The organism is Dictyobacter alpinus (genome assembly GCF_003967575.1).
GTDB classification, from domain to species: Bacteria; Chloroflexota; Ktedonobacteria; order Ktedonobacterales; family Ktedonobacteraceae; genus Dictyobacter; species Dictyobacter alpinus.
The window spans coordinates 3221719-3246211 of sequence record NZ_BIFT01000001.1 but is presented as its reverse complement, the minus strand read 5'-3'; the positions used below and the strand labels follow the sequence as shown (position 1 = coordinate 3246211).

At 47.5% G+C, this 24493-nt stretch carries 20 protein-coding genes and 1 other annotated feature; of the genes, 12 read left to right on the top strand and 8 right to left on the bottom strand.

The window, feature by feature from the left end:
- The first annotated feature begins 98 nt into the window (after positions 1-98).
- The 3 genes from EL633_RS12960 to EL633_RS12950 all read left to right on the top strand — a co-directional run bounded on the left by EL633_RS12960 (position 99) and on the right by EL633_RS12950 (position 2074).
- Positions 99-407, top strand: coding sequence for an ATP-dependent Clp protease adaptor ClpS (locus EL633_RS12960; RefSeq protein WP_126627582.1), 309 nt, complete (start codon positions 99-101; stop codon positions 405-407).
- Positions 408-754: 347 nt separating this feature from the next.
- Positions 755-1264, top strand: coding sequence for a universal stress protein (locus tag EL633_RS12955; protein ID WP_126627581.1), 510 nt, complete (start codon positions 755-757; stop codon positions 1262-1264).
- Positions 1265-1474: 210 nt separating this feature from the next.
- Entirely contained in the window at positions 1475-2074 is a 600-nt protein-coding gene (locus EL633_RS12950) for a GAF domain-containing protein (protein WP_126627580.1), read from the top strand.
- A 27-nt stretch (positions 2075-2101) separates the two neighbouring features.
- On the opposite strand, the gene EL633_RS12945 is transcribed toward EL633_RS12950, so the two are convergent.
- From EL633_RS12945 to EL633_RS12935, 3 genes are all read right to left on the bottom strand, one after another.
- Entirely contained in the window at positions 2102-3289 is a 1188-nt protein-coding gene (locus tag EL633_RS12945; protein ID WP_126627579.1) for a DUF711 family protein, read from the bottom strand.
- Between the two features lie 250 nt (positions 3290-3539).
- Positions 3540-5438, bottom strand: coding sequence for a glycosyltransferase family protein (locus EL633_RS12940; RefSeq protein WP_126627578.1), 1899 nt, complete (start codon positions 5436-5438; stop codon positions 3540-3542).
- A 315-nt stretch (positions 5439-5753) separates the two neighbouring features.
- Positions 5754-7637: a glycosyltransferase family protein gene (locus tag EL633_RS12935; protein ID WP_126627577.1), complete on the bottom strand. Its 1884-nt coding sequence runs from the start codon at positions 7635-7637 to the stop codon at positions 5754-5756.
- A gap of 363 nt (positions 7638-8000) precedes the next feature.
- On the opposite strand from EL633_RS12935, the gene EL633_RS12930 reads away from it, so the two are divergent.
- Positions 8001-11252, top strand: coding sequence for an AAA domain-containing protein (locus EL633_RS12930; protein WP_126627576.1), 3252 nt, complete (start codon positions 8001-8003; stop codon positions 11250-11252).
- Positions 11253-11270: 18 nt separating this feature from the next.
- Here EL633_RS12930 and EL633_RS12925 read toward each other — a convergent pair whose 3' ends face one another.
- Positions 11271-12197, bottom strand: a complete 927-nt coding sequence (locus EL633_RS12925) for a helix-turn-helix transcriptional regulator (RefSeq protein WP_126627575.1) — start codon at positions 12195-12197, stop codon at positions 11271-11273.
- A gap of 279 nt (positions 12198-12476) precedes the next feature.
- On the opposite strand from EL633_RS12925, the gene rbsK reads away from it, so the two are divergent.
- From rbsK to EL633_RS12895, 6 genes are all read left to right on the top strand, one after another.
- Positions 12477-13424: a ribokinase gene (gene rbsK / locus EL633_RS12920; protein ID WP_161982115.1), complete on the top strand. Its 948-nt coding sequence runs from the start codon at positions 12477-12479 to the stop codon at positions 13422-13424.
- 127 nt (positions 13425-13551) lie between these two features.
- Entirely contained in the window at positions 13552-13863 is a 312-nt protein-coding gene (locus EL633_RS12915) for an iron-sulfur cluster assembly protein (RefSeq protein WP_126627573.1), read from the top strand.
- Between the two features lie 350 nt (positions 13864-14213).
- Positions 14214-15074: a hypothetical protein gene (locus EL633_RS12910; protein ID WP_126627572.1), complete on the top strand. Its 861-nt coding sequence runs from the start codon at positions 14214-14216 to the stop codon at positions 15072-15074.
- A gap of 140 nt (positions 15075-15214) precedes the next feature.
- Entirely contained in the window at positions 15215-16300 is a 1086-nt protein-coding gene (locus EL633_RS12905) for a hypothetical protein (RefSeq protein WP_126627571.1), read from the top strand.
- 229 nt (positions 16301-16529) lie between these two features.
- Positions 16530-17786, top strand: a complete 1257-nt coding sequence (locus tag EL633_RS12900; RefSeq protein ID WP_126627570.1) for a hypothetical protein — start codon at positions 16530-16532, stop codon at positions 17784-17786.
- Positions 17787-17926: 140 nt separating this feature from the next.
- Entirely contained in the window at positions 17927-18958 is a 1032-nt protein-coding gene (locus EL633_RS12895; RefSeq protein WP_126627569.1) for a hypothetical protein, read from the top strand.
- Here the strand turns inward: EL633_RS12895 and EL633_RS12890 are convergent.
- Positions 18948-20231: an ArnT family glycosyltransferase gene (locus tag EL633_RS12890; RefSeq protein ID WP_161982114.1), complete on the bottom strand. Its 1284-nt coding sequence runs from the start codon at positions 20229-20231 to the stop codon at positions 18948-18950. The two genes, EL633_RS12895 and EL633_RS12890, sit on opposite strands and share 11 nt — an antisense overlap.
- A 144-nt stretch (positions 20232-20375) precedes the next feature.
- Positions 20376-20610, top strand: a binding site (T-box leader).
- Between the two features lie 92 nt (positions 20611-20702).
- On the opposite strand from EL633_RS12890, the gene serS reads away from it, so the two are divergent.
- Positions 20703-21983 carry a serine--tRNA ligase gene (gene serS, locus EL633_RS12885; RefSeq protein WP_126627567.1) on the top strand — a complete coding sequence of 427 codons (1281 nt, stop codon included), beginning with the start codon at positions 20703-20705 and terminating at the stop codon, positions 21981-21983.
- Between the two features lie 170 nt (positions 21984-22153).
- Here the strand turns inward: serS and EL633_RS12880 are convergent, their stop codons facing one another.
- Positions 22154-22657: a metallophosphoesterase family protein gene (locus tag EL633_RS12880; protein ID WP_126627566.1), complete on the bottom strand. Its 504-nt coding sequence runs from the start codon at positions 22655-22657 to the stop codon at positions 22154-22156.
- Between the two features lie 138 nt (positions 22658-22795).
- Here EL633_RS12880 and EL633_RS12875 point away from each other — a divergent pair, with 138 nt between their 5' ends.
- A complete protein-coding gene (locus tag EL633_RS12875; RefSeq protein WP_126627565.1) occupies positions 22796-23506 on the top strand; it encodes a metallophosphoesterase family protein in 711 nt (236 codons plus the stop codon).
- Positions 23507-23661: 155 nt separating this feature from the next.
- Here the strand turns inward: EL633_RS12875 and EL633_RS12870 are convergent, their stop codons facing one another.
- Positions 23662-23904, bottom strand: coding sequence for a hypothetical protein (locus EL633_RS12870; protein ID WP_126627564.1), 243 nt, complete (start codon positions 23902-23904; stop codon positions 23662-23664).
- Positions 23905-23960: 56 nt separating this feature from the next.
- On the bottom strand, positions 23961-24149 hold the full coding sequence (locus tag EL633_RS12865) for a hypothetical protein (protein ID WP_126627563.1): 189 nt from the start codon (positions 24147-24149) through the stop codon (positions 23961-23963).
- Positions 24150-24493 lie beyond the last annotated feature (344 nt).

Here is a 24493-nt window from a genome sequence, read left to right as displayed (position 1 = left end):
TGTTAGCTAAGACACTAGTAAAATAGCTAACTCTTGGTTACAATAGATTTGGGAAAACTTAGGGCACAACCATACTGTTTGTAACGGAGAATGTATCCATGTCCAAGGATCAGTGGACTATAACACGTTTCCAGGTGAAGCCAGAAGAGATCGTGCTTAACCGCACAAAACTTCTGCCTCCATACAAGGTTATTGTCCATAATGATGATTACAACGAAATGAACTATGTAATCTTTGCTCTCGTCCATGCAGTCAACACACTGACTATACCGGAAGCAGAGCACATTATGTTGACGGCTCATCTCAACGGGCAGGCCATTGTTGTTATTTGTCCTCGCGAGGTAGCCGAATATTACCAGGAACGATTGTTAAGTTATCAACTTACAGCAACTATCGAACCAGAGTAAAGAAACAGAAAAGCGGCCAATTGGTCGCTTTTCTGTTTTATTGAAAACAAGGATGGAGAAATTTCGACGCGAATGCCCTTTTGTTCCCCACTATAACCTTTTTTGTGCGTCTTTCGTAATATAGACAACATTACTTGCACAAAAACAATGAAAGTAATCGATAATGCTAGCAGGTAGTCAGTACAGAAGTACTTATGTATGTTTCCATTATTGACGCCGCTTATTCAGAAAGATAGAATTCTTAGTCGCCCGGATGTTAGATTCATAGACGTTCGTTTGAAAGTAAACTGACACTGAAGGTGCCAGATGATGCTGTTTTATCACGCTCCATCAGGAGGGGAGAAATCATGGTTCACTTATGGGGTTCCAAGACCAAAGAAGAGACTGAGATCAGCAAATCAGCTCTAGGGGAATGTGGCGCTGGAGCTATCGCTGTTATCATAAGTGGCGAGAAATTGGATGCCAATCTCGTCTATCTTGGTTGCCAGATGGCAAAAGGAGCCAAACGTAAGGTCCATCTCGTTCATGTCATCGAAGTGCCACGTGCATTGCCGCTAAAAGCCGTCCTCACACAAGAATCCGAACGCGCAGACCAGATGCTTAACTCAGCTATGGGAATTGCTGATCGCGTGGGTTGCGACGCAGTTGCCGAAGTTGTGCAAGCACGTGATGCTGGTCCTGCTATTGTTGATGAAGCGAGGGATCACAATTGTGGTTTATTATTAATCGGTTTGATGCGACACAATGGCAAGAGCCAGAACGAACTAAGTAAAACCGTTTCGTATGTACTGGCCAATGCGCCCTGTCGTGTCTGGTTGGTACAAGATCCTCCACCGGGAAACGCAACGCATGCATAGAGGCTCATAAGTAGACAAACAACAATGTAGTTGGGCAGTTCCACTTAATCATAATTTGTAGTACAGTCAGTCAGGGAAGAAACTGAAGTGCAAGAAAATCGGGCTTTTTCTGACTGCAACTGATACATATACTCCCATACATACGTATTACTAAGTGTATGTGCAATTGTAAGCACATAGAAACTAGCATCACGTGTTGGGGAGAGAATTATGATGAAAGATGACTCGAATATTAAGAGCCAGGCGGAACTCCCATCAAAAGATTATTACAAAGCGCTTCACCAGGCTGCATTGACAATTTCGTCCAGCCTGGAGCTTGATCAGGTATTGCAAAGCGTTGTGACGAGTATCACTGAAGCAATGCAAGTCAAAGCCTGCGCCCTACGCCTGTTAGACACTGAAACAGGACAACTGCGGTTAAGCGCAGTCAATGGGCTAAGTAGCGAATATCTGGCTAAAGGACCAGTCAATGTGGTCAATAGCCCTATCGATAGCGAGGCAATTAAAGGCTCACCAGTCTATATTCCTGATGTACGCACTGATCCTCGCTTTCAATATAAAGAGGCGGCCCGCCATGAAGGGCTGGTCTCAGTGCTTTGTGTTCCCCTAGAAGTACATGGTGGCGCCATTGGTGTCATGCGCGTTTATACCGATCGTCCGACTGATTTCGTCGAAGACGACATCCAGTTCCTCTCAGTATTGGCCAGCCTCGCTGCCCTGTCGATCGAAAATGCCCGCCTCTACGAAAATATCCGCAGTTCTTACCATGGGGTGATGAACGCCTTCTGGGGCACCCATGTCTCCCTTTAGTAGCCACCTGTAGTTTGACCACAATACTTACTCTTCTGTAATGCGTGTGTTCGTAAGATACGGTGAAGTAAATTGTGTCAACTCTCCAGCTCGTCGGCCTGGTACCGGAAAAAGTCGGGCAGAGAGTGGTTTTTGGTAGCGTAGCGCCAGAGTAGCAACATCCAATAACAGATATGCAATGCTCTCTGGTGTGCTATCACCAGCCAGTGGAATAGTATCCAGGCCCGTCCCACAAACAGCGGAATACAAGAGAAGTTGGTGAGCGTTTATCCGCCTTTCTTCCCAGCGCTGCCCTAATACCACATCTTCCAGAACTGGCAGCATCAAGCCATTATAGCCACAGGTCGGCAATGAGGTTTCCTTCAAGGCTGTGGTTAATGCGGCCGCCACTGCCAGTGTTCCGGAAGAGCCCAGAGGACCATATCCACATAGCTCCATAGCTCTTACAATACTAACCTCACCCATTGGAGCCGGCGAAAGGTCAATCCCACCGAACCGCACTCCCTGCTCCCGCGCAATAGTTTGTCCTAACGCGACCACCGGACCTGCCTGCTCTTCCAGCGTAGTGCGTACACGATTAGTAATCTGCGGCAAATCAAGGGCCCGCCGACCATCAGCCCCCAATTCCTCTAGAGCCTGCATAACTACTTGAGCACCCTGTAAACCAATTGTGATAGTGCTAGCACCAGCATGATAAGCGGCCGGAAAGAAAGGACCATTGGGAGGAACACAGGCCAGCATCGCAAACCGAAAATTGCCAAAGCCTTCGGGCGTCTCATGAGCCAGCCTGAGCATCAAATGAGCAATTGGCAGTGCAGCGTCAAAGCGCAATCCATGCTCCGCATCCGCCAGGCTTACCGTCGCGTTTAAAGAATTAGTAGCAATCAAAATATCGCCCAGCACATCCAGACGCTCTAGCGAGAAATCGGGCCGATAGGCAAAGGCAGTGCCAAGTGAGCAATTTTCCAACTGCAATGAATCTAGAAATCCCTGCACGTCCTGCGCATACTTCAGAATCGCGGCAGGAGACCAATCTGCCAGATCAGTCAACAAAGGACGTGTAGATAGCCGAACCGTCTGTACCACATAACCAGCAGCGTTATAACGCTGCTGTGCCTGCTGGAGAAGCAGTCGGGCCTTCTCAAATGTTTGTCGAGAAATAGGATGTGCTTCCGCGATACCAAGTGTAATCGTACGAACTACAGGCACAGACATAGTCATTCCTCACTTCATAAATAAGGTTCATCGCTTTTATGCTGGCATTATAACGCAAACAGACAAGTGCAAGGGTGTCCCCGCATCTTTCCCCACTTTCATTCAGACTACAATCGCCGGGAGGTGCAGGAGGGCCTGGCCGGCCCGCCTGCCGGGGGTGCGGGAATGTCCCCCGCAGCGCTCCCCTCTCCCCCCGCCGCCGCAGGTGAGAAGGGCCCTTTATATATATTTAAAACCAAAGCTTTTACGCTTAACAGCTTCCATAAATTCCATGACGTGGGTCACGCAAATACTTATCAATCCGTGGATCTTTAAACGAGATCTTCTGCTTGGGATTTACGATCAACACATCCCAGCCAGGTTGAGAAGGAAAACGCTTAGCCGTATATTGCAGATGATACTTATCAAGAACTTTCTGAAAAACAGGATAGGTATCAGATGCATCGACAAAGAATAAGAAGGCATAATGATCGGACTGCGCTATCGCGGCACTCTCCGTGTGGATACGTCCTTTGGGAGGTGGTTCAGATGCTATAATCTCACCATTCGTTACAAAGGTGATAGCATCAGCAATCCAACCGGTAGCAAAGGCATAGCGAATACCATTCTGGCGCATATATTGAACCAGTGGGGTTTCATCGGGCAGCATTTTGTAACAGGACGCATTTTTGAAAATTGTCGGTGGATATGATGTGGCATAGGCCGTAAATTGTGCTGAGAAATAAATGACCAGCACCAGCAGAATAGCAATTTTAATTGGAAGACGTAGACGCATATTTCTTGCAGTTTTATTCTGTGGTACTCTCCCGGCTACCATCTGGTCGTCCGCGTTTGTCTGACTTTCAGTACGCCCAGAGGATGGAATAGTAGCTTGCCATAGCAGTGCCACCATAGCCGCCAGAAAGAATGGAAGCACAATAGTGAGCGGCACCACATAGCGTCCGGTCTGATCAAACTGTATACATGGCGTAATCGGTGTCTCACGCGCCACAATAGAAGAAAAACAGAAGACAACCGACGTGATGACCATAAAGATCAAAGGCACCAACGTTAATTCTCGCGCCCGCATTACTACGGGATGCTGCCAGAAAATAGAAGCGAGGATAGCGATAATTGCCAACGCAATACAGATACCACTGATCACCAGACCCACCGTTAATACACCTGAGTGGCCAATTTTCACATCAGGCGCAGTCGGAACTGATCCACCAATAACACGGGCAGCGGTACAGGTGCTATAAATTTTAACCAATTGCAACTTCATGTGCAGGCTTGAGGATTGGCCAGCCCCATTATGGATCACATATGTAATATTAGCCCAATTATGCTTAAAACCATAAATAATACCCGGAATAAAACCAATGACAGCACTGGGAATGGTTGCAAAGGCCAGCAATGTTTCAAGCAGGAGCTTACGACGAGCATCTGGACGTTCAACCGGATGGAGCAATCCAACCAGAATAATGCCCCCGATCCAGAGAGCAACTGCCACAACCGCATAAACCACCAGAGGATCAATCCAGAACCCAAATCCGATCAAAAATCCCAGCCAGAGCCAGCGCCAGGTCAGCTCGAATCTAGAAGCCTGGGCCTGCCAACGTTGAGTAAGTTGCAAGCCAGCGAGCATGATCCACAGCATACTGATCATTGCCTCGATATATCCACCCCAGGAACGTAGTTCAATCACGACATCATAGAGGGGTGGCAGGGCAGCAATGAGCGTAGCCACAATCATAAATATACTTTTGACAGAACCCTTGAGCTTTGCCTGATCCGCAAGCGCTGACGAGAAGAACCAGGTGAGGACCACGAGAGAAAGAGAAATACAGGTCATGCCAATGCGCAACACGAGTACTGAGGGGCCCGCAACAGCAAAGAAGAGCGCAAGAATATAAGCTTCCAGGCTCCCCATATAAGGTTGATCATAGTAATAGATTGGATGAAGACCACGCAAAATATTTTCAGCCTGGATCCCGGTTAGCGCCTCATCGCCAGGAAGAGCAGATGACCCATGAAGGATAAGAAAGATACGAACAATAATACCAACTAACAGGCAGAGCCATAAAGGTGAGTGAAGTATTTTTTTCCATCGTGGTATTGCATGTTCCTGTACCTCCTCCTGGTGAAGAGGTATCGCTATAGAATGCATTAAGTCAACCTTTCATATAATACAGCATTGAAGGGAAAGCGGGATACAGGGGTAGCAGCCCATAGATGCGAACGTAAGTAGTACATGAACAATTGAATCAACGAAAGAGACCTCAAACCGATCCAGATAGAACGTCTGGGTCAGTTGCGTGACCATCTCGGATTCTTGATGTACGCAGTTTTGCGGATGATACCGCACCACGCGACCGCCATCAGACGCATTGGCTGCTGACGTGTTCGCACCTATGGGGAGTGTCCCCCTCCCGCCATAGGCGGGAAGGACCTTTATATACGTGTAAAGCATAAGCATTTACGCTTAACAGCCTCCATAAATTGTGGAGTGCAAATACTTATCAATTAGAGGATCTTTAAACGAGATCTTCTGCTTGGGATTTACGATCAACACATCCCAGCCAGGTTGAGAAGGAAAACGCTTAGCCGTATATTGCAGATGATGCTTATCAAGAATTTTCTGAAAACCAAAATGGGTATCAGATGTATGGACAAAGAATAAGAAGGCATAATGATCGGACTGCGCTATCGCGGCACTCTCCGTGTGGATACGTCCTTTGGGAGGTGGTTCAGATGCTATAATCTCACCATTCGTCACAAAGGTGATAGGATCAGCAACCCAACCGGTAGCAAAGGCATAGCGAATGCCATTCTGGCGCATATATTGAACCAGTGGGGTTTCATCCGGAAGGATTTTGATACAGGCCGCACTTTTAAAAACTGTTGGTGGATATGATGTGGCATAGGCTGTAAATTGTGTTGAGAAATAAATGACCAGCACCAGCAGAATAGCAATTTTGATTGGGAGACGCACATTCCTTGCAGTTTTATTCTGTGGTACTCTCCCGGCTACCATCTGGTCGTCCGCGTTTGTCTGACTTTCAGTACGCCCAGAGGATGGAACAGTAGCTTGCCATAGCAGTGCCATCATAGCCGCCAGAAAGAATGGGAGCGCAATAGTGAGCGGCACCGCATAGCGTCCAGTCTGGTCAAGCTGCATACATGGCGTAATCGGGGTCTCAAGTGCCACAATAGAAGAAAAACAGAAGACAACCGACGTGATGACCATAAAGATCAGGGGGAGCAACGTTAATTCTCGTGCCCGCACTACTACGGGATGCCGCCAGAAAATAGAAGCGAGGATAGCGATAATTGCCAGCGCAATACAAATACCATTGATCACCAGACCCGCCGTTAATACACCTGAGTGGCCAATTTTCACATCAGGCGCAGTCGGAACTGATCCACCAATAACACGGGCAGCGGTACAGGTGCTATAAATTTTAGCCAATTGCAACTTCATATGCAGGCTTGAGGGTTGGCCAGCCCCATTATGGATCACATATGTGACATTCGTCCAGTTATGCCTGAAACCATAAATAATACCCGGAATAAAACCAATGACAGCACTGGGAATGGTTGCAAAGGCCAGCAATGTTTCAAGCAGGAGCTTACGACGAGCATCTGGACGTTCAACCGGATGGAGCAATCCAACCAGAATAATGCCCCCGATCCAGAGAGCAACCGCCACAACCGCATAAACCACCAGAGGGTCAATCCAGAACCCAAATCCAATCAAAAATCCCAGCCAGAGCCAGCGCCATGTTAGCTCAAATCTAGAAGCCTGGGCCTGCCAGCGTTGGGTAAGTTGCAAGCCAGCAAGCATGATCCACAGCATACTGATCATTGCCTCGACATATCCACCCCAGGAACGTAGTTCAATCACGACATCATAGAGGGGTGGCAGGGCAGCAATGAGCGTAGCCACAATCATAAATATACTTTTGACAGAACCCTTGAGCTTTGCCTGATCCGCAAGCGCTGACGAGAAGAACCAGGTGAGGACCACGAGAGAAAGGGAAATACAGGTCATGCCAATGCGCAACACGAGTACTGAGGGGCCCGCAACAGCAAAGAAGAGCGCAAGAATATAAGCTTCCAGGCTCCCCATATAAGGTTGATCATAGTAATAGATTGGATGAAGACCACGCAAAATATTTTCAGCCTGGATCCCGGTTAGCGCCTCATCGCCAGGAAGAGCAGATGACCCATGAAGGATAAGAAAGATACGAACAATAATACCAACTAACAGGCAGAGCCATAAAGGTGAGCGAAGTATTTTTTTCCATCGTGGTATTGCATGTTCCTGTACCTCCTCCTGGTGAGGAGGTATCGCTATAGAATGCATTAAATCACCCTTTCGTATAATGCAGCATTGATATGACCTTGATAACTATCTATATATGCTTAGCGCTGTACCAAAACAAAAATTCATTTCATGAAAAATGTACATAGAGGTGCAATAAATAATTAGAACAGCAGCTACTGCTAGATATTACGCAGTATAAAATTCCTTCGGTATTTATTATTGTAGATGTTATTTGCTATTGTAAAGCGTATAGGAAAAAAAGCTGAGGATATATTCGATCTTTATCGTGATCTGGTTTTGCTGGCGAGGATTTGTGAGGTTTGTGTGAAATACATCTCTTGACGAAATTGGGCACCTACCGTACACTTTCAGCATGCCAAACAAATAAGGGAGTGTACATGAATGCAAACATCAGGGATTGATTTGATACAACAGCAGGAAGCCACACAAACACACGAGTGTTTTCTTTGTACACTTGATCCCAAACCTCCCTGTCATACACCTCAGATCTCTGGCTATCTCGTAGGGGCACATGAACGTCAATATCAGGGTGAGCGCATCGCAATAGTAACATTGGACACAGGCACAGAACGCATCGAGGTCCAGTTAGAACATCACTATTACCGCAGTCTGATTAAAGAGTTAAAGCTACGCGCAGATGGTATTCCAGCTCATTCCCTAAAGATACGTATGTATCATCTTCCGACAGAGCCAGTGCAGATTGAATATAAGAATGGCAGTCGCTCACGCTATCAGGGTAACTCGTATACACTGGCAGTGTTGGAGCCGGATATATTACTCAACATCACTGATTTAAATCAGGCCGAGTATTGTTCACGTCAATATTTATTGAATCGCCTGATTCCCTCTACTGCCTCCGCTGCCACGATCCGTGGAAATATTGTGCACTATTGCTTTAAAGAACTACTTAAAGAACATGATCGTGGCACCTTTAGCAGATCGGCGACGTCTGAGTCCGAGGGTAGCAATGCTCCCGAGACGGCACTACAGGTGATGCAGCGCCATCTAAAGCAAGCTATGGAACTGAATACCATAGAGATCGCACTGGCTGATGTAGCGGTTGAAACGATGCAGGACGATGTGCTGCCGCATCTGGAGAGCCTGGCACACTGGTATGAAAGCGAGAGTAATACACTCTGGACATTGCCGGGTGTGGTTGCCGACGATCAGCCAGCGTCTGAGACGAATCAGGTGCGTGCTGAGACTTTTCTGCTGGCACCTGAAATTGGCTTACGCGGTCGCCTGGACCTTTTCTGGCAACAAACTGGACAACAAAGATTACTGGAATTGAAGACTGGTGGAGCCAGTGGCGAGCTACCCAAGAGGGATCATCGCTGGCAGGTGCTGGGTTATCATGCTTTACTGGCAGTACGCCGCCAATCCAAAATGAAGCGCGCATTTGCTACCTTGCTCTATAGTGGTACACCCGGCAAGGCACAAGCCTTCGGGATTCGAGCCACTATTCGTGAAATTCAACGCGTCAATGAGACACGCAATATTCTGATCCTTAATCGCGTCACTAACATCCCTTCGGCCCCGCCAGGACCTTCACGCTGTAGTAAATGTGCCATGTTGGAACATTGTCAGACGGTGTCAACCCTCTTACACTGGGAGCCACCAGCATTGCAAGAGCAAGCCGCTGCGGATCCCACGGATACTGCCAACGTGTTAGAAGAGATGATAGAGCCAGTACTGCCTGTAACCACGCAGTCTCCAATCGTGCAAACAGATCGTGAGTTTTTCGAAAAATATTATCGTCTGCTACAGATCGAAGGACGTGCCGGTGAGCAGCAACAGGCACAGTTGTGGCTACAGCCAGTACAGCAACGCCTGGAACGCGGAAGCGCTATTCGGGGACTACAACTGCTTGGCTCACCATCCATTCAGAGTGATGGTTGGTCGCTCACCTTTAGCTGCAACAATACGTCAGAACTGCGCGAAGGTGACGAGATCCTGTTAAGTGATGGCGATCCGATTACAGGTGAAGTTGTCAGTGGCACCATTACAGGCATCAGTGCCGAGCTACTCACAGTCTGGACCCGCGAATTAATCGGGCAGCCTCAACTCATCGACCGCTATGACAACGACCTTGTCCATGTACGCACCCTGCAAAATCTGATCCGCTGGCATCATGTACCATCCCACTTGCAGGACCTGGTAGCAGGTAAGATCCGACCTCGCTTTATTGGCGAGGAAATCCTTGGGCGCAGTGACTTTAATCGTGAGCAGAATCTAGCCGTCGCACGTGCGTTGCAAATGAAAGATTATCTACTCATCCATGGTCCTCCGGGCACCGGCAAAACCAGTGTGATCGCTGAGATCGTCAAACGCCTGATAGGACAGGGGCAACGTGTTTTACTGGCAGCCTTTACCAATCAGGCCGTGGATAATATGTTGAAACGCCTGCAGAAAGATGGCTTTTCGCAATTCCTGCGCCTGGGCAGTGAGCGTAGCGTCCATGAAGCAATCAAACCCTGGCTGCTTAAAGAGTTGCTCACCACGCTCGAACAAACAGGGGCAAGTCATGTACAGCTAAAGGAAGATCCATACCATCCAGATAAATCATATCAGGACTATGTCTTTGATCTGCTCTACACTACACCAGTCGTTGCCTCTACCACGGCCACCTGGTCTTCAGATAAATATAGTCCGCATACAGCTAAAAATGGTGAGTCCGATCTGGATAATGCTGGCTTTATCTTTGATGTGGCCATTATCGACGAAGCAGGACAGTTGACTATTCCTGCTATCCTGGGCGCGCTACGCTTTGCCAAACGTTTTATACTGGTTGGCGATGAAAAGCAGTTACCTCCACTGGTACTCAGCCAGGAAGCATCTTTGGAAGGATTGGGAGACTCGCTATTTAGCTTTTTAAAGCAACGTGACGAAGAATATATGCAACGCCATCCCCTGGATGTCAGTGCCTGCGTACCACTCACAACCCAGTACCGTATGAATAAATGGATCTCCCATTTTTCGTCCACCGTCTTCTACGACCAGAAGCTACTCGCCCATGCCTCGATCGCTAATCGACGCCTGATTTATCCGCATAAACCGAATAGCGCGGCCAACCCTCCTGTGGAGTCTGAAGGCATCCAGAAAGCGTTGGATCCACGCTTTCCGTTATTGTTTTTAGACATACAGGATGAGCAGGCAGCGCCAGATGCCAAGCAGAGCAATGCAGAGGCTCGCGCGGTCCGCGAACTGGTAGCAGGCTTACTGGCCCGTGGCATTCAACCACAGGACATTGGGATTATCGCCCCTTATCGGGCACAGGTCGCCAATATCCGCCGCCATTTATTCTCTCCAGATCCCATGACCAACTGGCAGGCTCTACCATCCAATACCCTGTTAAATGTCGATACGGTAGACCGCTTCCAGGGTGGCGAACGCCTGGTGATCATTATGTCGTTCGCCACCAGTCAGGAACCGGCACTAGAGAGCCAGCGGCGCGACTTCCTGATCAATGCACAACGCTTGAATGTCGCCCTGACACGTGCGCAACGCAAGCTTATCCTGGTCGGCAATGTTTCCGCACTGGAAAATCTGCCAACATTTTCTCGCCTGATCACCTATTGCCGTAGTATGCACACGTTACTGCGAGAGGCTGAATATAGTAAGGTGCGCTCATAGCTCGCCAGCCCACGGACATTAGAGAGATTGTAGATTAACCAGACCTTTTTTCATGGCATAAATGACCAATTGAGAGCGATCATAAATAGATAATTTATGATACACGTTGCTAATGTGATTACGTACCGTCTTCTCGCTCACCTTGAGCAGACGTGCGATCTCCTTCACAACAAAACCCCGGGCTATCAAAATCACTAATTCACGCTCACGAGGAGTTAAACCATCATCTTGTGGTGGCACTGGTTCAGTTGCCTGTAGATCGGAGACTGGATATGTCAGTAGCGCTGAGATGCGTACAGGAACTGGCATGTCCACATGTAGATGGGTTCCCTGAGCCGAAATACGCGCGATTGAGACCTGTCCCCCAAGCAGCGCGACACGCTCACGCAGGCCATTCAAACTCTGATGCCATCCCTGGGCCAGGCCAACACTCGCAAAAACAGTAGACATGCCATCATCACTGACACGCATATGCAGGCATTCCTCTCCTCGGGATAGCGACACGACAATAGATGCCGCGGCCGCATGCTGACAGATATTCAGAATGGCCTCGCGCAACACATCGTAGAGATTGGTGGCATATGCGCCTGACAGGGGAGAAGGCCAATCATGACACTCGAAGGTTACTGTATAGCCAGCATCTTGCATGCTCTTGAGGAGCGTCAGGACGGCCGCCATAAAGTCGAAATCATGCGTAGTCGTCTTAGTCTTACACAATCCACCAGAGGTCTGACGTAACGTTAACAGACTGGTAAGGGCCAGGGTATGCCAGTTAGCCACATTTCCATCCAAATCCTGCTCGATGGATTGGCAGGAACGAAAATGCTCAAGATCGGTCACCAGGACGGTCAGGGATTGTATTACGTTATCGTGCAATTCACGCGCCAGGCGGCGCTGATCTTCCTGTATTATCTGCATGTCAGGTACGTCGATACCAGGTAGCATCTTTTTTTCTTCCTCCGCTTACCACATTACTCATCACGGTCGGCTTTGCTATACATATAGATATAGCAACCTCTATATATATTATAGTATTTTGATAGCCTAAAAGCGGCATAATTACTATTTTCTATGACGTATTACTCAGATATCGCCATGTGCAGGTCCTTTTCCGACACATCGCGCCCGCGCAAACAACAGGTTGCAACGGTGAATGGCATTATCGTATGCTGCTGGCATGTGTCAGCAGGTTCAGGTTATTTTATGTATTTGTGGAGGATATTTATGAGCAGGCAAACTATTCTTGTGGTTGGAAGTATTAATATGGATCAGGTGGTGGATGTACCTCATTTACCAGTCATGGGTGAGACGTTGTTGGGAGCGAGCGCGCTCAAGCTTATTCCAGGTGGGAAAGGAGCTAATCAGGCGGTGGCGATGGCACGGCTAGGAGGTCAGGTGGCGATGGCCGGGCGCGTCGGCTCAGATCCGTTTGGGACTCAATCGCTACAGGCTTTACGCAATGACGGCGTTGCGACTGACCTTGTAGCGATAGATCCTGCTGTGGCTAGCGGTGTGGCCTTTATTTTTCTGGCTTCAGGTGATAATGCCATTGTGGTGGCGTCTGGGGCCAATGCCCATGTTGGTAAGGAGTCCGAACAATATGCCCGGATCCAGCAATCTTTGCGACAAGCCAGCGCCTTGGTACTACAATTAGAGATACCCCTCGAAACTGTCAGCAAATTGATCACGGTCGCCCATCAAGCAGGAGTGATGACGGTGTTGAATCTGGCGCCCGCACATAAATTGCCAGAAGATATTTTACGCCAGGTTTCGGTGCTGGTAGTCAATGAGAGTGAGGCCAGCTTGCTCAGTGGGCAACCGGTCGAGAGCCTGGATGAGGCACGTAGCGTAGCACGACAGCTACATACAGCGGGAATTCCATTGGTCGTGATTACCCTCGGTTCCCGTGGAGCGGTCCTGGTTACCACCGATCAACAGGGCAATGTCCAGACCATCTATCAAACAGCGCCAGATGTAAAGGTGGTTGATACCACTGCAGCCGGCGACTGTTTTGTAGGCGCTCTCACCGTCGCACTAACGGAGGAACAATCTCCAGAGGCAGCCTTGCACTTCGCTATTATGGCCAGCGCCCTGAAAGTCACACGCTTCGGGGCTCAATCAGGTTTGCCAACCCGACCTGAAGTCCTGGCATTTGAGGGCACGCAGCCATAAAGCCATCCAGCCATAAAATGTGCTCATCCAACTTTGACAACTTTTTCGGTTGGGTGTATATTACTGGCAGGAATATAATCCTACTAATTTACTCGGATTAATGGGGGCACAAAGGAGCTGTAAATAGATGGCAGAAATTAATGAAGCAGAACTCATGGACGCACTTCATGAGTGTTATGATCCGGAAATACCAGTAAACATCGTTGACCTTGGCCTGGTCTATAATCTGGATATTAACAATGAGAGTGGCCATGTCGATGTCAAAATGACCCTGACAGCAATGGGATGCCCCATGGCCGGCGAAGTTATGTCAGAGGTTGAGATGAGAGTTGGGCAGGTCGAGAATGTCAAAAGTTGTAAAGTTGATCTGACTTTTGATCCTCCCTGGTCACCAGACCGTATGACTGAAGATGCTAAATGGGAACTTGGTATGATGTAATCGCAGCATCTTTGCGATAAAAGACCCATGGGCGTTATGACTAGCATAACACCCATGGGTCTTTTTGCTGTGCTTAAGAGGACTCATGCCAGCTTTGCTCTCGTAAGCTCAAAATGCTCAATAACGCCATGCGCAAATTTCCACATCTCCATACCCACTCTTTTCAAATTTTCTACATCTCCATAAAACCCACCCTTGTTTTTGAGGAGGAGAATGGCACGGCGGTCGTGACCGCCGTGCCATTCTCCTCCTCAAAAACAAGCGAGCGCCGTAGGCGCGAGGTGTGAGGGATAAAACTTGCACATGACGTTAAATAATTATGGAGCAATCTGTACAATATCGGTAGGAGGATGATGATGGAATTTGAGGAAGCACCCGAGACAAAGAAACAGATAGCAACTTCCAACAAAGTTATCAGGAAGAAGCGCATTGCCATGGCGGCGGCGCTGCTTTTATTTGCGCTCAGCAGTAGCATTGTCGGTTATTCAGCCCTTTATCGACCATTGATACAACAGCAGCGGATTACAGCAACCGCACGGGCAAGAATTGTACAAACAGTTCAGGCACGAGCTACACACGCGGCACAATTATCAGCTACGGTAACGGCCCAGAACGAAGCAAAAGCAACTGCGGTCGCCTATCATCAGAAAAACTATGCTGAGATGACCAGTTTGTCGCCAATCATTAATGATGACCTGCGTAATCCAGACACCTATGACTGGGAGACCGGCTCTGGTTGCTCCTTCAAGGACTCCTCTTACAATACCTCAGTCAGTCAGAAAGGCTTTTTCTTGCCGTGTATCGCGCAGAACATTCAGCTCAAAAACTTTGTGTATCAGGTGGACATGAACATCACTAAAGGTGATGCTGGTGGCCTGATTGTACGTGCCCATAGCGATACTTCCCGCTCCTATATTTTTGTGGTTGGACAGGATGGTAGCTACAGCATTTATTACTATGAGGGTAATCATAAAAAGGCCGCGCTAGCACTGGCCGAAGGATATAGTGAGCATATTAATACGGGCTATCATAAAGAGAACACGCTAGGCGTTCTGGCCAGTGGTACCTCACTTGATTTCTACATCAATAAAAAATATACGACCAGCGTCATTGATACAACTCTGGGCAGTGGACAGATTGGTGTACTGGCTAATAACTACAAACATAGTACAGAAGTTATCTACTCACATGCCCGCGTCTGGAAATTCTAGCACGCACCAAGCACAGATAAACTGGCATACTCATGCATTTGCAATAAACATCAATTTTGCCTTACCAGGATGATAGCTTTTAAATGCACAAAAAGCTGAGAGATATTTTGTGCCCTTAAGAGAGGGGATAGAAGAGGTTTATGGAAAGATGCACGAATTGTGAACGTTTACTGTCACCAGGGATGATGCGCTGCCCCGCTTGTGGGCAAATGGTTTCAACAACCTCTGGCAAAATAGGATATTCTTCTTACGCCTCTGGTCCATTCCAACAGTTGGAATATCGTCACGGCACACCTAAAAATATCAACGTGGCCAGTACGGTTACCTCACGTTCTCTACAATCAGCTCAAAAACTCTCAACACTTCTGATCAGCGCCATTGTCATAGTCACGCTGCTACTACTGGCTAGTGGTGTTAGCTTAATGTATTATGCTGGTATTATTCATCCAACACAACTTCATAACCAGGCAACCGCCACGGCACAGGTACTTCAAAACGCCAGCAGGCATACTACGGCTACCGCGCACGCCCATGCCACAGCTACCGTACGCGCGGATAAAGCGGATAAAAAGGCGGCCGCCATAGTAGCAGCCCAGGCTACAGCACAAGTAAAAGCAGCTATAGCCATGCAACAAAACATGTATGCCCGGAGTACGAGCGGCAAACCTGCATTTAGTAGCCCTCTCTTCTTTGAAAGTGGAACCGACAAGGAAGGCGAAGCAGACTGGGATATCTATCCCACTAAAGATGGTGGGGGCTGTGCCTTCACAGGGAATGCCCTGCATAGTAGTGTTTTTCAAGCTAATTACTATGCGCCTTGTATCGCCCATGGCCTGCGTATCCACAACTTTGCCTTAGAGATTCAGATGGCGATCCTCAAGGGCGAGGAGGGCGGTGTTATCTTCCGCTCCAATGCTCACGACAAAAACTTTTATAGCCTACGCCTGAAAACTGATGGCATCTACGCCCTTATTCTGACTAGAGACGATGGTCATACCACTCCCCTGATCTACGAAAAAAGTCCGTTTATTAAAAAAGGAAATGGACAAGCCAATATAGTCACAGTTATTGCCCGCGCAAGCACTATCTATCTGTATATTAATAAACACTATATGGGTAGTGCCAGTGATCATACTTACAGCGCAGGAGCAATTGGAGTTCTGGCCATTGATCGTCAGGATGGTACCGATGTGGCTTTTAATAATCTACGTCTCTGGAAATTATAGCGCTACACAGATACAAAAAAGGCACGCATACCTGACCATCAATAAAAAGTAGTACTACAAACAAAGAGATGATTTGACAGAATATCTATAGCAACAAATAATAGACTAATAAGAATAGATCTATCGGTATTTGTTAGCACATAATAGAGAGAAGTGTATGAACTGCCAGGCCTGCGGATTATTTATTGCTTATAAAGTCTATCAATGTCCTCGTTGTGGACATATACTTATGGATTCACCACAGGAGTTCTCCCAATTAGAAGGAGCAGCCCTAACGCCTTCCAATCCATCACGCAACTTGTCATCAGATAACCAGCCAACACGAACACGTAGCGGCGCCTTGCGTCCTCCGGCCAAAGTGCTTTTTCGCCGTCCTGGCATGCAGGCGCATCCAGAGGGAGCAAATCCTCAATCAGGGCCCTTGACACCAAACACGTCACCACTACAACCAGAGCAGGATGTAGCGGCGCCACAGTCTGCCCCATTGCCCAATCCAGTTGCCTCTTTTCCACCAATGATTGAACGGCGCCCAATGAGGCTCCCCTCACAACCAGTAAGTCCAAAGAGTTATCAACAGTATGATACCCCGCCAGTGTCACAACCAGCCCCACATAATCCAATCTATATGGCCGCGCCTCAACCAGCAGCCAACCCCCCATTACAACCAGTACAGACAGTCCAACTCTCTCCAGCGGGAGGAAGCGGCCGACGAGCACAATTCGTCGAACAGCGTAATCACAAGAACAAGAAACTTGCCAGGACCATTATTTTTACAACTCTCACAATCTGCATTCTGCTAGCACTCAGCCTCGGGGGTTATTTGCTTTTACAAAATCCAGGCCAGACCGACAATCAATCTACACAGGCCAATCCTACAGCAGTACCAACCTTGCCAGCGCTCACCGCTACGGATCCACAAACTCTCTACCAACAAGCGACGAAACGTAAAATGTTATTGGAAGACACGCTTACAACTCAAAGTCCCTATAATTGGCAAGCAATAAACACAGATGGGGAATGCTCGTTTAAAGATCAACAACTCCATCTCTCTAGTATTCAAGGAGATAAAGCGATAATCTGCCTGGAACAGGGTTTAACATTTGATAATATCGCCTTTCAGGCGCAAATGACGCTTAATCAAGGAGACACCGGTGGCCTGCTTATTCGCGCCAATCCAGATGGAAATACGCTCTACATGTTTGGTCTCACCAACGTTGGACGTTTTCTACTGGCCAGTGCACAGGCAAAGACAGGTGCACAGACGCATATCATTACGGGAGGACTCAGTTCAGCCATCCAGCAGAAAACCAATCAATTAACCATCATTGCTCGCCAGCATACGTTCTATCTCTATGTGAATGGACAATTTCTGACCAAAGCTGATGATACTACTACCAAATCGGGGCAGATCGGCTTCTTCGCTGGCGACTCAGAACAAAATATACCGGATGCTACTTTTAGCAATGCCAGAGTATGGGGTGTTTAAAGCAACTACGCTTCTATATCCACAAAATCCAGAGATAATCGCTCACTTCCGAAGTAAACCATACGTCCGTTTTCGTTTCAAAAAAGCACATTTATGGTATCCTATAAAGAGCTGAACATGCCCATAGAAGTTATGGAGAGATGATGTCCGATATAGATTTGCAAAACAGGCCAATGGATACACCAGCACTTGCCAAACAAACCGGAGGCGACAAGACAACAACAGTCAGACCTAGCTGGCCTCCACCACCTCGTCCCCGTAAGAAACGCTCAAAACTAAAACTGGCAAGCTCGATCCTGGTAATTATTATTTCTTCTCTATTACTGATTAGCAGTCTTGCGCTGATACTCTTCAAAACATCAACCGGCTATCAAGCTTCCTTACGCCATGCAGCGACTGTTGAGGTACAGCAAACACGCAGCGTGCAAAATACCGCACAAGCACAGGCGCAAGGCACTGCTAACTATTTTCAAACGGCTCAGGCACAGATTGAAGCCAGTGCAACCGCTGAAGGCAATCAAGCAGCCATCGCTACCCAGACCGTTAATGATGCCACAGCCACAGCTACGGCTGGCGAGAAACTTTATCAGCTCTGGACGGCTAGCAAGACACTCATTGATGATCCTATGCAGGATAACAGTGGTAGCAGTAAATGGGATAGGGGTGGACCAGCAGCGAATACTGGCTGCAGTTTTACCGATAATACCTACCACGCCAAAGAAGCTCAGATAGGATATCTCCAACCATGTATCGCGCAAGGCACGAATGAGACCGATATCGCCTATCAAGCCAGTGTAAGCATCCTCCAGGGCAATCCTGGTGAGGCAGGACTCCTCCTGCGAGCCAATAGTGAAGGTAGCTCTTATTATTTTTTCCATGTGGGCAGCAATGGCTCATATGCACTTGATCTCTACCAGAGCGACAATCAGGGAAAAATATTATTGCAAGGGCTCAGTGACGCCATCACGCCAGGCCTACAACAAACGAATCAATTGATGATCCTGGCCCATCAAGATAGTCTTACAATCCTTGCCAACGGACACTATTTAGGCGCAATCTCAGATGATACGCTGACAAGCGGAAAAATCGGGGTGGCGGTAATTAACAATGGCACGCCCATTGATGCCACGTTCAGCGACGTCAAGGTCTGGAAAAACGAAATCAAATCCTAAACCGCTTTGCTGCTACGGAAAATTTTAGTAGTGACGGGAGCGCCGCGACAGCCAGCAGGATCAATAAAGGTTCAATTGGCGCTCTAAAGCGGGGAATACCATAGAATGCTATATTTTGCGCAATAGTCACTAGCAGTACCCCATAGACAAACAATAAATCACGCCAGCGCCGGCGCGTAAACCAGAGTCCTGCTATAAATAAGAGATAGATAGGCCACGGGGTAATCCTCATCAGCACCAGAACCACGCGCGTAGAGATTTGATTCGTGAAACGATCAGTAGGCAGATCAGCTTCATGCGCATCAGGAACCCACATATTGGCCAGATGAGCCGTAAGTAACGACGGCATCTTATCCAGATGCGTTTGCATCCACAGTAAAGCATAATCTTTATACAACTCTTCACGCCCTATCTCGCACCTGGCATCACATGTATACAACGGAAAGTGTCTGGAAATCCCGGGCACGGACGTCAAAGGGTTCAGCCAGGTCATCTGGTCCCAGGAGCGCTGGGAGATCAGATCATTGTAGGATCCTAGCAGGACGGTGCCATCGCCCGTGGCAATCGGCAATACACGCTGGGTGACCAGATAATTACGCCACGTCCATGGCACAATCAAAAGCAAAGCCAGTGCTGGCACTAATACCAGCATACGCCCCACATAACGCCAGGCAAACAGCCGTTGCCATCCCATGACAAGTAGCCAAACCAAAAATAGTACCAGCAACACCAATCCATTCGGTCTGGTCAAGGCCAGCAAGCCAGGCAAGAGACCACTGGCAACTGCCAGTAGCAACGTGCGCTCACGCTGGAAGCGATAAAGTAGATAACAAAAAGCCGTTAACAGAAAGGTATAGAGCGTCTCCGAATAGAGCCAGCCAGTATAGATAAAAAGATTGGGATAGAAAGCGGCGCTCATGCCGGCGACTAACGCCAGGCGCTCAGTCAATAAACGTCGCGCAAAGAGATAGATTAATAAACATGTCGCGGCATCTAAGACACAGAGAAATAAGCGTACAAACAGATCATTTGGACCAAATAGCAACGATAACAGACCAATGAGTAGTGGCCAGAGTGGTGCACGCCCAACAGTAGGGATGTTGCCATGCAAACAGAAACAGTGTGTTTGTACTATATGCAGGCCAATATCTCGATATTGCGCAGAATCATGCAGCGGCTGATAATGGGCCGCTACAGTCAAATTATAGCTAACGCGCACCAGCAAGGCCAGTACAAAAATAGCCAGGGCTATCTTATTACTTCGCCAACGCATATCTATCATAGTATCCATCACTAACTTATAACGTTTCCAAAAAAACCTTCAAGCAGAAAAAAGGTATCAATAGTGTAACATTTTTTGCTCTGATTGACTGTTGACAAATAATAAAGCTACTGCTATCCTGAAATGGAAGAAATAAGACAGGCAATGAATGGGACCAGTACCTCTTGTCATAGCAAAACAGAGACCTGCGGGACGGTGCGACGCAGGATAGGCAGGAGAGAAATCCACCCTGGAGCCTACGCGCTAAGCGTCAACGGTTGCCCCCGTTATCAGGTTGTAATGAGTTTCACTACACGCTCATCAGGGCTGTTGTATTGAAAGAAGCAAGGTGGTACCACGATTTCGCGCACGTAGCGTCGTCGTCCTTTAAGGAAGGACACGGCGTTTTTTTATTGCCCATAAATAGCGTGGTCCGCATTCTTTAGTGGAGGCACGCACACAAAATAATCAAAGGAGAAGAGCATGCTTGACCTGGCATTTATTCGTAGCAATCCAGATGTGGTAAAAGAAGCGGCACGTCTGAAAAACAACTCGATCGATATTGATGCCCTGTTGGCCCTGGATCAACAGGTGGTGGCCTTGCAACATACAGTAGAGGATACACGCGCTAAACAAAATCAGCTTTCAAAAGGTATTCAACAGGCGGCCAAGGAAAAGAATACCGAGCTACGCAACAATCTGATCGCAGAAGGCAAAAAGCTGGCTGAGTTCATCAAGGCCAAAGAACCAGAGCTGACCCAACTCGTGGAAGAGCGCTATAACCAACTGTTACTGGTACCCAATATTCCTGATCCCAGTGCCCCCGTTGGAAAAGATGAGAATGATAACGTTCCCATCAAGTATTGGGGAGAAGCACCAAATTTTGAGTTTAAGGCACTGGATCACTATGATCTGATGCTCAAACACGATCTGGTTGATATCGAGCGCGCAGTCAAGGTAGCTGGCTCACGCAGTTATGCCTTACGCAATGATGCAGCCCGACTAGAACTTGCCTTGATCAATTTCGCCATGGATAAAATGGCGCGCAAAGGCTTCACTCCTTTGATTGTACCGGCAATGGCCCGTGACTTCGCATTTGTCGGCAATGGGCAATTTCCTAAAGGCCGAGATCAGGTTTATGAGATCAAAGATCAAGACCTTTTTCTGGTTGGTACGGCTGAAGTCTCGATCACAGGCATGTATAAAGACGAGATCATCAAGGGAGAAGAACTACCACTCAAGTTCGTTGGCTATAGCCCTGCTTTCCGTCAGGAGGCCGGTACATATGGAAAAGATACCCGTGGCGTCTTCCGCATTCACCAGTTTAATAAAGTTGAGCAGTATATTATCTGTAAAGCTGACCATGAAGAGTCAGTTTTCTGGTTTGAACAACTACTGCAGAATGCTGAGGAGCTAATCCAGGCTCTTGAGCTTCCTTACCGTGTCGTCAACGTCTGTACTGGCGATATGGGTGACGGCAAAGTTGGCATGTATGATATCGAGTGCTGGGTTCCAAGTGAGGGGCGCTATCGCGAGACCCATTCATGTTCGTACCTGCATGATTGGCAGGCGCGCCGTGGGAATATACGCTATCGTGATGAAGAGGGAAAAGTTAAATTTGCCCATACCCTCAACAATACAGCGATTGCCTCGCCACGTATCTTAATTCCGCTGCTGGAAACCCACCAGCAGGCCGATGGGAGCATTCGCATTCCTGAAGCGCTGCGTCCATTCATGGGCGGACAGGAATATATTGGCCGCTAGTTCAAGGGTTCTTTTATTGTGGTCAGCAGATCTGGTCGATGCCTGTCGTCATCGATCAGATTTTTTGAGACGTGGCAGAAAATTGTCAGCGGTACCGCTGACAATTTTCTGCCACGTCTCAAAAAAATCTGGCTCTGCTTCGCAGAGCCAGAGCGTTTGGGCACGGCAAATTATTTTTTGGCAGGCAGAGGAATTATTTCAGCTACAGCCGTTTGCAATTCATCATCAATGGTCAGTAGTCCAATACTACAGGTAGGTTGGCGACGTCGATCGGTGGCACTACCAGGATTCAAGAGTAATTGTCCATCATGCTCTTGATTATAAGGATTGTGGCTATGACCAAAGATCACCACGCGTGCATCAGGAAATTCCCGTCGCGCAGTACGCGCATAGTTACGTGCCTCCCCCAGAATATGTACAATACCAATCCTGCAATGACCAACCTTTACCTCTTTCTTGATTGGCAACTTCATGACTACTTCCTCATGCTCAACATTTCCCTGTACCGCCACCACCGGAGCAAGCGTCTCCAACTCAGAGATCACAGACAGTACAGAGAGATCACCCGCATGAATGATTAGTTCAACATCAGCAAAATATTCCCATATCTCATCCGGTAGAGCCGAAAATCTGGGCAAATGCGTATCAGAAATAACACCTATGCGATGATTCATCTTTGTATCCTCTCATATTTTGAGATATAGTAGTTATGATCCTTTAAAGGATCATAGTAATAGTGCGAAACGTAGGAACATACTACCAAGCTAGAGAGTAGGGACACTGTACCGAGTGTCTTCAATCAGGATATCATAATGCGTATTGCGATTATATCTGATATACATGGAAACATTGTAGCTTTAAATGCTGTGCTTGAGGACCTGAGCAAGCAGGATAACATCGATCAACTGGTTATTGCCGGCGATCTCTGCCTGAATGGTCCTTATCCAAAAGAGGTTCTTGCTACCCTGCAAAACCTACACTGTCCTGTCATTCAGGGCAATGTAGATACAGATGTTGTGATCCAGAGCTCAAAAAAAGGGCCAAAAAAACAGAGTGTGATTGCCTGGACACGCGAACAGATTGGTCCTGCCGGTATCGATTATCTGGCGGCACTCCCTTTTAGCCATCTCGTCTCCAATCCCAATGGCACCGATCTGCTAGTCGTCCATGCTAATCCACTTAATCAAGAGGAAGCTATCTTCCCAACCACACCTGATAGCAAAATTGAGCATCTCTGCAGAAAGCTTCCACCTACTATTGGCGCTCTGGCTTTTGGGCATTATCATGTGGCCTATAAGCGCCGCTGGCAGCACCTGTTGCTGGTTGACGCTGGTAGTTGTGGATTACCACGTGATGAAGATCCAAGGGCCTCTTACGCCATTGTGAACTGGCAAGATAACATCTGGCAGGCTGAACACCGGCGCGTCAAATATGATGTTAAAGCGGTTGTCAAGCAGCTTAAACAGAGTGGTATTCCAAATGTGGATAAGCGCATTAAAGTGTTAACTGAAGCTAAATATTAGCATATATGCATTCATAAATTGTCAGACAAAGCAGTCTGACAAATCTCTTTGTTATCGCAAAAGCTATCCTTAAGGATAAGTTTACCTCAAACTATCTTCTTCCTGTGATAAATTTAGAACCACCGATTTTTCTTCATGAGCTATCCTGTAACTATTCAGGACTGGTCGATGCCTGCGGCATCGACCAGATTTTTCTTGTGCCGTTGCAGAAAATTGTCGGCTGCGCCGACAATTTTCTGCAACGGCACAAGAATTTTTTTAGAATTTTTTTTTGCTCTGCTTCGCAGAGCAAAAAAAATTCTTTTCAACCTATGAATAAAGGGATAAAACAAGGGAATAAAGGGGTAAAACAAGGCCACCAGCAAGCCGGGTGGTTTGCTGGTGGCATAAAAAAACATACTATTTGATTAGAACGTAAGTATTACAAGTCTGCATATAAACGAACGGCAACAGATTAACATAATTGATAATCATGCTCATCCGAGCACGCAATATATTGCAAACAACTGGCTAAATTCAGCGCTGCCATATCTGGAGTCTCGCCAACATTCTGGTCATCTTCGTCCAGATAAGTAGCAGCATCGCCTACATCCACTAACTCAAGTTCCTCAATAATCGAGCGCAGTTCTCCTGTTGTTGTCATTGGTTTATCTCCCAGTCCTAGACGTTTGAATTAAATGCATTCACTTCCACCTGTAAAGCTGGCAAGCCTCCGACTTCAATGTCCATGCCAGCTATTTTTCACTGGAGGGCTTGCGGGCGCAAGCTTCCCTTGGATATTAGAATAATTTTTCTCTGTATCTATTGATACGTTTTATTTTCAAACTCGTCATTATAGTAGGCCAAAAAGGTCATCCACTGACCATAAGAGGTCACCAGAGCTTGAGTACCGAGACAGAGAGAAACGTGATATACTGACGGGGAGTAAAACGACGTATCAAAGGGGTAACGGGACAGGGAGTATAAGCTACTATTTACGACTTTCAG